We start from the raw sequence: 11,732 nt of genomic DNA, 5'->3' as shown, positions 1-11,732 counted from the left end.
GCCATGACCCATCTGGTGCGCATCGGTCTCGATAATGTTGTGGGCGGCTATGTCGGCGTGGTTCCAGCCGCCGCACAGGGCAAAGCGATGCGCAGCATTCCCATGATCGGCACCGAGGAAGTCGCGCGCAGGCTCGGTCAGGACAGCGGCGAGTGGATCCTGCTCGACGTGCGCGACGCGGACGAACGACGAGAAGCAAGTATTGACGGCTCAGAACATATCTATGTCGGTGAGCTCAACACGCAGTGGGAAGAGCTCGACCGCGGCCGCCACTACACGCTGATGTGCGCGAGCGGTATGCGGGCGAGCGTTGCTGCGGGCTGGCTGGCAAGTCGCGGTTTCGACAAGATCGATATCTATCTTGGCTCGATGGGCGCTTGGAAGCAGCAAAGTTCATAGACGATCACAGCGTTCATGCTTCTTTCAATCCCATATTTCCCCGAAGCTCCGCTGTCGGCGAGCCGTGATTTTCCAAAGTCACAGGCTTGGCATGTACGGCATGCATTGGCCGTGATAGCGTCGATTGTCGGCCGGGACTGGCTCAGGCTAGAAAGTGGCGAATGGCCGAGGCAATGGTTGCGCCTTTTTCCTCAAGCACATGCATTCTTGTCGGTAAGCCGCAAAGTCTCTAGGGTTCCGAAGATGGTTCGGTTGCGTTCCTTTTTGCTGACATTGCTTTGCATTGGTTTCGTGATCCAATCACCCGTGCAGGCGATGCCTACGCCCGAAGCGGAGAAGATGCTCGCTTCCGATTGTGCTGAAATGATGCACCACTCTGAAGGCGATGGGCCCATACACAGCCATCACGGCAGTCCTGATGCACCTTGTGAAGACATGTCGGCCGATTGCTTGCTTGCCACAAACGCGGTTTCTCCTGTCTGGGTAGGCAGCAGTTCATCGCTGTCTGGCGCCAAGCCGTTCATTGAGGGCCCATTGTATTTGTCGAGCATTTCTCCCCCACTCATCAGCCGCGTTTCTACGCCCGACTGTCCACCTCCACGAACCTGACTTGATTGCACGAACTGAGGGCGAATTCTGCCTTCTGAATGCGTGGTCTTAACGCTGCAATGCACCGCCATTGCCGCCGGACCTCGGCACGCAAATCAAGTGAGATTTTTCCATGAAATGGTCCATAGGCGGTATCCTTGCCGCCGCCCTGATGCCGGCGCAGGTCGTGCTCGCGCAGCCGGTTGGCTACGAAGAAGCCTTGCAGGCAGCGCGCGAGGATCAGCCGCTGCTCCAGGCCGCGCAATTGCGTATCGACGGCACGCGAGATGCCTCGGATGCCGCAGATGAGCTGCCCGATCCTATCTTGCGTGGCGGGATTGCAAACCTGCCAATCACGGGGCCTGTAGCGTTCGAGTTTGATCGCCAGCTTCCAACGCAGATTGCTGTTGGCATTGAGCAACCAATCCCGAACCTTGCACGGCGCAGAGCCCGTAGAGGCGTAGCGGGCGCAGATGTAGCCGTCGCTCAGATGCGGCTTGGAGTTGCTCAGCAGCGGATCGATATCGCCACATCAGCGGCCTGGATCGACTTGTACTATGCCGAAGAGAAGCTCGCCTTCGCCCATACGGCGCTGAGCGATCTGCGCAGGCTTCAGCCGGTGGCAAACAGCGCTGTCGCGTCGGGGGCAGCCCGTCCGGCCGAAAGCCTTGCCATTCGCCGCGAGCTCCTTGTGATCGAAGATGCAATCACAAGAATTGAAGCCGAAAGAGATGCCGCGCGCGCCATGCTCTCGAGCTACATTCACACAGACGACCCTACTATCGCGGGTAATGCGCCAGCGGCCGATGTCGACAGCGGCAGCCTCGAACAAGCTCTGGACCTTAACCCCGTCATCCGTCTTGCCGATGCTGCCACCGGACGCGCAGAAGCGAACGCCGACCTCGCGCGCGCCGACTTGCGCCCCGACTTCGGAGTGAGCGTAAACTATGGCCGACGCGACCCTGCCTTCGGAGACGCATTCTCTGTCATGGGATCGGTTACCCTGCCCATCTTCACCGATCAACGTCAAAAGCCCCGCATTCGTGCCGCCGAGGCAGAGGCTGCCGCTACGCAGGCTGAGCGCGATGATCGGTTGCGGGCACTGCGTGTGCAATTCGAATCCGATCTCGCCACGTGGCGCAGTGCGAAGCGCCAATGGGAACGCGCCCACGATGAATTGCTGCCGCTGGCCCGCCAAAGGGTTGAGCTGGAGACGGCGAGCTTTGCTGCCGGAAACGCAGACCTGATCGATGTGATTGCAGCAAAGGCGGATTTGGCCTTGCTCGATCTTGAAATCTTTGAACGCGAAGCTGCGACCGTGGAATGGGCCGAGATGCTTCGCTTGACTTACGGGGAGCAGCAGCCATGAGCAATACAGTCGACAGCTCGGGCCCTACGAAGCGAACCTATGCAATCATGGCAGGCGTCGCGCTTGTCAGCCTCGGCGCGGGATATGCGCTCTCGCTTATAGGCGGTGAGAGCGAGGGTGGGATCTCCGGTTCCGATGCGGCAGAATGCGAAGAGGTGCTTTACTGGTACGATCCGATGGTGCCCGGACAGCGCTTTGACGAGCCTGGCAAATCGCCCTTCATGGACATGATGCTGGTTCCCAAGTGCGCGGGAGAAGCTGCGGAAGCGGGCGTCCGGATTGATCCGGGCCTGGTCCAGAATTTCGGCATTCGCACCGCAGCGGCAGAGTTCGGAGTTCTCGAGCCAGAAATTACCGTAACGGGCGTCCTGGCCTACAACAGCCGAGATGTTGCCATCGTCCAGCCAAGAGCGGGCGGTTATGTTCAACGAACCTACGGACTTGCCAAGGACGATGTGGTGGGTCGAGGCACTCCGATAGTCGACATTCTCGTCCCTGATTGGGGCGGCGCGCAGCGCGAGTACATTGCTGTGCTCGATACTGGCGATAAGGCGCTGGCAGATGCGATGCGGCAGCGAATGCGATTGCTCGGCATGACAAACGCGATGATCGCATCCGTTGAACGCACACACCGCGTCCAGAACACGTTTACAGTCACCGCACCTGTTGGCGGCGCTGTAACAATGCTCGGGGTGCGTCCAGGCATGACCGTGATGGAAGGTCAGACACTCGCGGAGATTACAGGCTTCTCGCCGATATGGCTGGAAGCCTCAGTGCCCGAAACACAGGCCGCAAATATCCGGCAGGGCCAGCCCATCAGTGCGACCCTGGCAGCGTATCCGGATCAGCGATTTGCGGGACGGATTGTTGCCATCCTTCCTAGCGCCGATGCAGCAAGCCGGACGATCACCGTCCGGGCTGAGTTGCCAAACCCGCGCGGCAGGCTGAAGCCGGGCATGTTCGCGCAGGTGTCGCTTTCACCCGACACACGGCGAGCCTTGCTGGTACCGTCGGAGGCGGTCATTCGAACCGGACGCCGAAATCTCGTGATGCTCAAGCAGGATGAAGGCGCGTTCCTGCCTGCCGAGGTCGAAATCGGGCGCGAAGCGAATGGCAAGACAGAGATACTCGCAGGCGTTGCGGAGGGCGAGCAGGTCGTCACTTCAGGTCAGTTCCTGATCGACTCCGAAGCAAGTCTTGGCGGGATCGACGTCAGGTCGATCGATGGGACCATGAGCATGGCGTCGGACGGCTCGCCAAAGATGAGGGCATACACCGCTACGGGAAGAGTGACGAAAATCGCTGGTGCTTCGATCACTCTCAACCACGCGCCGGTTCCCGCCCTCGAATGGCCAAGCATGGTCATGCCCTTCGCCCTCGCCGACGCCGCTCTAGTTGACGGTATTGAACCGGGCGACAAGGTCGAGTTTACCTTCTCGCAGCACGACACCGGTCCGCGCATCGAATCCATTCGGAAGACCGACCAATGATCGCGCGCATAATCGATGCCTCGATCGCCAATCGGTTTTTCATCGTTCTGGCGGCCTTCGCGGTCACGCTCGCCGGCTTCTGGGCGGTGCGCGCAACGCCGGTCGATGCGATCCCCGATCTGTCTGATGTCCAGGTCGTGGTGCGGTCTAATTATCCGGGCCAAGCTCCGCGCATCGTTGAGGATCAGGTCACATACCCGCTCGCAACGACGATGCTCTCGGTGCCGGGCGCGGAAACAGTGCGCGGGTATTCGATGTTCGGCGACAGCTTCGTCTATGTGATCTTCGAGGATGGGACGGACCTCTACTGGGCGCGTTCGCGCGTGCTCGAATATCTCAACCAGGTGCAAAACGAATTGCCCGAAGGTGTGACCAGCTCGCTCGGGCCGGACGCGACGGGCGTGGGCTGGATTTACGAATATGCGTTGGTTGACCGAACTGGGAACAGCGACCTTGCTGGGCTCAGAAGCCTTCAGGACTGGTTCCTGCGCTATGAGCTTCAGACCATTCCGGGCATCGCAGAGGTCGCCAGCGTGGGCGGCATGGTCAAGCAGTACCAGGTCGTGCTGGAACCCTACCGGATGGCTTCGCTTGGCGTCACTTACAGCGATGTCGTGCGCGCCATACAAGCTTCCAATCAGGAGGCTGGCGGATCGGTGGTTGAAATGGGTGAGGCCGAGTTTATGGTCCGCGCTTCAGGCTATCTCACGTCTCTCGACGACTTCCGGCAGATCCCTCTCAAATCAGTCGGGAACGGTATACCGGTTACTCTATCCGATATCGCCACGATCCAGCTTGGCCCCGAAATGCGGCGAGGAATCGCCGAACTCAATGGCGAAGGCGAAGTCGCAGGCGGTATTGTTGTGCTTAGACAAGGCGAGGATGCGCGGGCAACGATCGCGGCTGTCGAAGAGAAGCTCGACGTGCTCCAGGCCAGTCTTCCTGAAGGGGTCGAGATTGTCACGACCTATGATCGTTCGAAGCTGATCGACGCCTCGATCGAAAACCTGACCGGAAAACTCATCGCCGAATTTATCATCGTCGCGATCGTTTGCGCACTGTTCCTGTGGCATGTGCGATCAGCATTGGTGGCGATCGTCACGCTTCCATTGGGGGTGCTGGCGGCCTTTATCGTGATGCGGTTCCAGGGGGTCGATGCGAACATCATGTCCTTGGGCGGCATCGCCATCGCAATCGGCGCGATGGTCGACGCTGCCATCGTCATGATCGAGAACGCGCACAAGCATATCGAGCATTGGGAAGAGGACCATCCCGACGAGAAGATGTCCAACGATGAGCGCTGGAAACTGATTGCGGACGCATCGAAAGAGGTGGGGCCAGCGCTGTTTTTCAGCCTCCTGATCATAACCCTATCGTTCCTGCCGGTGTTTACTCTGCAGGCGCAGGAAGGGCGGCTCTTCTCCCCACTGGCCTTTACCAAGACCTATGCCATGGCGGCGGCCGCCATTCTGTCGGTGACGCTGGTTCCCGTTCTGATGGGCTGGCTGATCCGCGGGAAGATACCCAAGGAGGACACCAACGTCCTCAATCGCTTGCTGACCAACGCCTACCGGCCCGGTCTTGATTGGGTACTGCGCCGACCGAAAACCACTTTGGTTGTGGCAGGCCTCGTATTCCTTACAGCGCTGGTCCCGTTCACCCGCCTTGGAGGAGAATTCCTGCCGCCGCTCGACGAAGGCGACTTGCTTTATATGCCAAGCGCGTTGCCTGGTCTGTCTCCTGGTGAAGCGTCGGCATTGCTTCAGCGGACTGATCGACTGATCAAATCCGTACCCGAAGTCGACACCGTGTTCGGCAAGGCAGGACGCGCGGATACCGCAACAGACCCGGCGCCGCTCACGATGTTCGAGACGACCATCCGGTTCAAACCTCGAGAAGAGTGGCGACCCGGAATGACGCCGGAGAAGCTCGTCGAAGAGCTTGATCGTGCGGTGCAGGTGCCGGGGCTCGCCAATGTCTGGGTGCCCCCGATCCGCAATCGCATCGACATGCTCGCGACCGGTATCAAGAGCCCGATAGGCGTGAAAGTGTCTGGCGAGAACCTTGGCGAGATCGAGCGCGTGGCGTTGCAGGTCGAGAATGTCGCAAAACAGGTTCCCGGCGTCAGCTCCGCTTTGGCAGAGCGTCTTTCGGGAGGCCGCTATGTCGATGTGGACATCGACCGGGTCGCTGCGGCGCGTTTCGGGCTGAATATCGCCGATGTTCAGCAGATTGTGTCAGGCGCGATCGGCGGCGCGAATATCGGCAGAACGGTCGAAGGATTGGCGCGATATCCCATCAATGTGCGCTATCCGCGCGAGATCCGCGACAGCCTCGCAGAACTGCACGCGCTGCCTTTGCTAACCCCCTCTGGCCAGCAAATTACGCTCGGCACCGTAGCGCAGGTGAGCGTCAGCGATGGCCCCCCGATGCTCAAGAATGAGCAAGGCCGTCTCATCAGCGTGGTCTATGTCGATACGCGCGGGCGCGATTTGACCTCGGTCGTAAGCGATCTTCAGGCGGCAGTTTCAGAGGGCGTCGATCTGCCTGCCGGTGTAAGCATTTCCTACGCGGGCCAGTTTGAATATCTCACCCGCGCCAATGAGCGGTTGCAGGTCGTCGTTCCCGCGACGCTCGGCATCATTTTCGTTTTGCTGTACCTGATCTTCCGCCGCTTCGACGAAGCGCTACTTGTTATGGGCACGCTGCCCTTTGCCCTCACCGGCGGCTTCTGGCTGCTCTATCTGATGGGCTACAACCAGTCTGTTGCGACATCGGTGGGTTTCATTGCCCTTGCCGGGGTATCGGCGGAGTTCGGCGTTATCATGCTGATCTACCTCAAGTCTGCGCTGGCCCGGCGCAGCGGTGCCCTCGATGCGGACGGCGTGGGCGAAGCCATCAGGGAGGGCGCTCTTCTGCGCGTGCGTCCCAAGGCAATGACCGTGGCCGTCATTCTTGCCGGTCTCTTCCCGATCCTCATTGGAACCGGCGCAGGATCGGAGGTCATGAGCCGCATCGCCGCGCCGATGGTGGGCGGCATGATCACCGCGCCGCTGCTTTCGATGTTCGTTATCCCCGCCGCATATTTGTTGATGCGGCGCCCCCGGCCCGAACGGCCAACCCAACCCCAAGGAGAAGAAGAATGCGTACCACAACCCTCATGAGCCTACTGGCCCTCCCGCTGGCGCTGGCGGCCTGCGATTCTGGCCAGGACACTGCGGAGATGAACGACATGCCGATGGCAGAGAATGAAATGATCATGGACGGCGAAGAGATGCCGATGATGGACGCCGGCAGCATAATGCAGACCGCGAGTGCGCAAGGCACCGTCACCGCCATCGACGCCGAAGCGGGCACGATCACCGTCGACCACGGCCCGGTCCCAGCGATCGAATGGCCGGCGATGACGATGGCGTTCGAAGCCGATGAGCAATTGCGCAGCGAAGTAAGCGTCGGTGAGGGAATTGCCTTTGAATTTCGTACTGGTTCTGAAGGCAGTGTGATCACGTCGATCACGAAGGAGTAAATCGGTTGGGTGGTGCCAGGCAAATCTGGTGCCGCCCATCGCGAAACAGGAGGAGCATGATCCGGACACCCCCCATCACCCAAGCATTCCCCGTGGACCGCCGCACACTGATCAAAAGCGCTGGTTTTGCTGCTGCAGGCTTTGCCGCGTTCCCGCTTGCGGGATGCAAAGCGCAAGACGCATCGATGCTGGACAGCACTGACGGGTCCAATCCGCTCGCCATACCGCCCTTGCAGAGTGGCGAGATGGAGCAGGGCGCGCGGGTTTTCCGCTTGTCTTTGACCCCAGGCCAGAAGGAATTCGTCCCCGGTGTTGCTTCGCCCACCATCGGCATCGACGCACCCTATCTGGGACCGACGCTGGAAATGCGCCGGGGCGAGTGGGTGCAGTTCCATATCGACAACAAGCTGGCCGAAGGCGCTACGGTCCATTGGCATGGTTTCGAACTTCCTGCCGCAGCCGATGGCGGACCGCATCAGTTGATCCGTCCCGGCGAACGCTGGAGCCCCTCTTTCGAAGTTCGCCAGCGGGCTTCGCTCTACTGGTGTCATTCGCATTTGGAACGCGAAGCTGGGCCGCAGGTCTATGCCGGGCTTGCCGCGCCGATTTATGTTCGCGATGACGAGGAAGAGCGCCTCGACTTGCCGAGCGACTATGGTGTCGACGACATTCCGCTGATCGTTCAGGACCGCGTCATCGATGGATCTGGCCGGTTGGTGTACCCGCTGAGCATGCACACGCGGATGATGGGCGTGCGCGGGAACCGGATATTCGTCAACGGTACTGAAAACGCCGTGTTCGACGCACAGACAGGCCAATTGCGTCTGCGCATCCTCAACGGATCGAACGCCCGCTTTTACGATTTTTCGCTCGAAGGTGATCGTTCGATGCAACTGATCGCGAGTGATGGCGGCTTGCTCGATCGTCCGCACATCGTCCGCTCGGTGAGGCTCGCCCCGGGGGAGCGCGCGCAGGTCATCATCGATCTCTCGGAAGGACGCCCGCTTCGCCTTCTTGCCACCAGTCCTGAAAGCACCATGGGCATGATGGGCGGACGCGGACGCGGAATGATGGGCGGCGGGATGATGGGTCGCGGCAATAGCGGCGATGCTTCCGGAGACGTGTTTCAAATCCTCGATATCAGGCCGGCAAGGTCGGCTCAGCCAGCCAGGGTGCCGACACAGCTGGCATCGCTTGCCCCACCTGACCCGTCGTCAGCCGTCCGAACCCGGCGTTTCGTTCTCGACATGGGCATGATGGGCGGCGGAATGTCCATTAACGGTGCTGCGATGGACATGAATGTGATCAACGAACGTGTGCCGGTCGGCCAATGGGAAATCTGGGAGATCGCCAACGCTTCGATGATGGCCCATCCGTTTCATATCCATAACGCCCAGTTTCGTGTGATCGACCGCGATGGGCGAGCACCCCCACCATTGGAAACCAGTTTGAAGGATACCGTGATCGTCAACCCGCGCGAGCAGGTACGCCTTCTCCTGCGTTTTGAAGAACACACCGACCCAGACCTGCCCTACATGTATCACTGCCACATTCTCGAACACGAGGATGCAGGCATGATGGGGCAGTTCGTAGTCGTGAAGAGCTAGGAAGGACAGGCGATGAGCAAGAACGAGAGCGTAATCGAGGGTACTGCGATCGACCCGGTTTGCGGCATGAGCGTTGCAATCGACGGGGCTCAGCATATCGCGACGCATGATGGCGCGAAACACTATTTCTGTTCGCCGCGCTGTCACGACAAGTTCGTCACCGATCCCGAGCTCTATCTCTCGGGCGCGCATCTCGACGCGGTCGAGGATGTGCCCGAAGGCACGATCTACACCTGCCCGATGCACCCTGAAATCCGCCAGCCCGGGCCAGGTTCATGCCCGATTTGCGGCATGGCGCTCGAACCGGAAACGGTTTCGCTGGGCGATGGCCCCGACCCCGAACTGGTCGACATGCGGCGTAGGTTCTGGTGGAGCGCACTGCTTACGCTGCCTCTGTTCGTCTACGCGATGAGCGACATGGCACCGGGGCTCAGTTTCGACGGGCTGATCGAACCTGCCTGGGCGCAATGGGCGCAGTTTGCCCTTGCCACACCGGTTGTTCTTTGGGGAGCCTGGCCGTTCTTCGTTCGGGCCATCCAGTCGCTCAAGACGCGCAATCTCAACATGTTCACGCTGATCGGGTTTGGCGTTGCCATCGCCTATCTGTTCAGCGTGGTGGCGACGGTCGCGCCCGATCTGTTCCCTGCAGCGTTCCGCGACCATTCGGGACGGGTCGGGGTCTATTTCGAGGCGGCAGCGGTCATAACCACGCTTGTCCTGCTCGGACAGGTCCTCGAGCTCAAGGCCAGGGGCTCGACCTCGAGCGCCTTGCGCGCATTGCTCGAGCTGGCACCGCCCAGCGCGGTCAAGATCTTCGGCTCCGGCGATGAGCGCGAGGTGCCGCTCGACCAGCTGGCCACAGGCGATCGTCTGCGCGTCCGCCCCGGCGATAAGGTTCCGGTCGATGGAGAAATCGAGGAGGGATCGAGCGCCATCGACGAATCCATGATCAGCGGCGAACCGCTTCCGGTCGCCAAACAGGCTGGCGACACAGTCATCGGCGGCACAGTCAACCAGACTGGTGGGTTCATTATGCGCGCAACCGGCGTGGGCAAGGACACGATGCTGTCCAAGATCGTCCAGATGGTGGCCGAGGCGCAGCGCAGCCGCGCACCGATCCAGCGACTGGCGGATCAGGTGGCGGGCTGGTTTGTGCCTGCGGTGGTGGTGATAGCCATCGCCACCTTCGTGGTCTGGGGAATCTGGGGTCCCGCACCTGCGCTTGCCTACGCATTGGTCAATGCCATTGCGGTCCTGATCATCGCTTGTCCCTGCGCGCTTGGTCTCGCTACGCCGATGTCGATCATGACCGGCACGGGCAAGGGTGCCCAGCATGGCATCCTGATCCGCAATGCCGAGGCGCTGGAGACACTCGAGAAGATCGATACGCTAGTGGTCGACAAGACCGGCACGTTGACGATGGGCAAGCCCGATCTGGTGGCGGTGACGCCAGCAGAAGGAATCGACGAAGCCGATTTCCTGGCTGCGGTTGCAGGCGTCGAAATGGGGAGCGAACATCCGCTGGCCCACGCCATCGTCGAAGGTGCGCGGACGCGCGGGGTCTCGCCCGCCAATGCCACGGATCTCGCTTCGACGACCGGGGAAGGTGTTGAAGCCAATGTCCAGGGCCGCCGGGTTGCGATCGGCAATGAGAAGATGATGCGGCGCGTCGGGATCGATGACGAGGCCTGGCTCGGCACGGCCGAAAGTGGCCGCAGGCAGGGTCAAACAGTGATGTTCGTGGCATTCGATGGCCGTCCGGCAGGGCTCATCGCGGTGGCCGATCCGATCAAGCCTACCAGTGCAGCGGTCATTGCGGCACTGCACAAGCGCGATATCCGGGTCGTTATGCTCACGGGCGACAGCCGCGGCACTGCCGAAGCGGTCGCCCGTGAAATGGGAATCGACGAAGTGCATGCGAATGTCTCGCCCGAAGACAAGCACCGCAAGATCGAAGAGCTGAAAGCGCAAGGTCGCCGGGTCGGCATGGCCGGGGACGGGATCAACGATGCTCCTGCGCTGGCTGCCGCCGATGTTGGTATTGCGATGGGCACCGGCACCGATGTCGCAATCGAAAGCGCAGGCGTGACGCTGGTTCGCGGCGACCTGACAGGAGTGGTGCAGGCCATCGTGCTGTCGCGTGGGACGATGCGCAACATCCGGCAGAACCTGTTTTTCGCCTTCGCTTACAACACACTCGGCATTCCGGTCGCGGCAGGCGTGCTGTATCCCTTCTTCGGAGTGCTGCTCAGCCCGATGATTGCGGCCGCAGCCATGAGCCTCTCTTCCGTATCGGTGATAGGCAATGCGCTGCGGCTGCGGGGTCTGCGCCTCGAAGTCTGACAGGCCAAACTTCAGCCATGCGCGTTTTTCCAAGCGCCCATGGAACCGAGATAGATGTCGAGGCGCTTGAAGCCCTGGCTTGCGAGCCAGCCTGCCGCAACGCTCGCCCGCATGCCGCTCGCGCACATCAGCGTGTAGTGGCGGTCGCGGTCGAGCTCTTTCCATCGCTTGTTGAGCTCACCGACATAGATATGCTCTGACCCGTCGATGCTTGCATCTTGTCGTTCGTCCGCGTCGCGCACGTCGAGCAAAGTCCATTCGCAGCTGTCTTGATCGAGCCTGCGCGCGACTTCCTCGGTGCCAATCATGGGAATGCTGCGCATCGCTTTGCCCTGAGCAGCGGCTGGAACCACGCCGACATAGCCGCCCACAACATTATCGAGACCGATGCGCACCAGATGGGTCATGGC

9 protein-coding genes are annotated in these 11,732 nt (G+C 60.8%); 8 read left to right on the top strand and 1 reads right to left on the bottom strand.

Annotation, left to right across the window (positions count from 1 at the left end; all coding sequences use genetic code 11):
* From ABFX23_RS04115 to ABFX23_RS04080, 8 genes are all read left to right on the top strand, one after another.
* On the top strand, window positions 1–399 hold a 399-nt coding region (locus tag ABFX23_RS04115), incomplete at its 5' end, for a rhodanese-like domain-containing protein (RefSeq protein WP_346031851.1).
* Between the two features lie 15 nt (window positions 400–414).
* Window positions 415–1,008, top strand: coding sequence for a hypothetical protein (locus ABFX23_RS04110; protein WP_346031850.1), 594 nt, complete (start codon window positions 415–417; stop codon window positions 1,006–1,008).
* A 112-nt stretch (window positions 1,009–1,120) separates the two neighbouring features.
* On the top strand, window positions 1,121–2,356 hold the full coding sequence (locus tag ABFX23_RS04105; protein WP_219148355.1) for a TolC family protein: 1,236 nt from the start codon (window positions 1,121–1,123) through the stop codon (window positions 2,354–2,356).
* Between the two features lie 47 nt (window positions 2,357–2,403).
* A complete protein-coding gene (locus ABFX23_RS04100) occupies window positions 2,404–3,846 on the top strand; it encodes an efflux RND transporter periplasmic adaptor subunit (RefSeq protein ID WP_428831643.1) in 1,443 nt (480 codons plus the stop codon).
* Window positions 3,843–7,010 carry an efflux RND transporter permease subunit gene (locus tag ABFX23_RS04095; protein WP_230293305.1) on the top strand — a complete coding sequence of 1,056 codons (3,168 nt, stop codon included), beginning with the start codon at window positions 3,843–3,845 and terminating at the stop codon, window positions 7,008–7,010. Before ABFX23_RS04100 ends, ABFX23_RS04095 begins: the two co-directional genes overlap by 4 nt.
* On the top strand, window positions 6,989–7,372 hold the full coding sequence (locus tag ABFX23_RS04090) for a copper-binding protein (RefSeq protein WP_230293306.1): 384 nt from the start codon (window positions 6,989–6,991) through the stop codon (window positions 7,370–7,372). The genes ABFX23_RS04095 and ABFX23_RS04090 overlap by 22 nt, the downstream gene beginning before the upstream one ends.
* 5 nt (window positions 7,373–7,377) lie before the next feature.
* Window positions 7,378–8,979, top strand: coding sequence for a multicopper oxidase family protein (locus ABFX23_RS04085; protein ID WP_346031849.1), 1,602 nt, complete (start codon window positions 7,378–7,380; stop codon window positions 8,977–8,979).
* Window positions 8,980–8,991: 12 nt separating this feature from the next.
* On the top strand, window positions 8,992–11,322 hold the full coding sequence (locus tag ABFX23_RS04080) for a heavy metal translocating P-type ATPase (protein ID WP_007163847.1): 2,331 nt from the start codon (window positions 8,992–8,994) through the stop codon (window positions 11,320–11,322).
* An 11-nt stretch (window positions 11,323–11,333) separates the two neighbouring features.
* On the opposite strand, the gene ABFX23_RS04075 is transcribed toward ABFX23_RS04080, so the two are convergent.
* On the bottom strand, window positions 11,334–11,732 hold a 399-nt coding region (locus tag ABFX23_RS04075; protein ID WP_346031848.1), incomplete at its 5' end, for a rhodanese-like domain-containing protein.

Origin of the sequence: Erythrobacter westpacificensis, from assembly GCF_039542285.1 — a bacterium.
Lineage (GTDB): Bacteria > Pseudomonadota > Alphaproteobacteria > Sphingomonadales > Sphingomonadaceae > Alteraurantiacibacter > Alteraurantiacibacter westpacificensis.
This window is presented reverse-complemented; position numbering and strand designations above follow the sequence as displayed.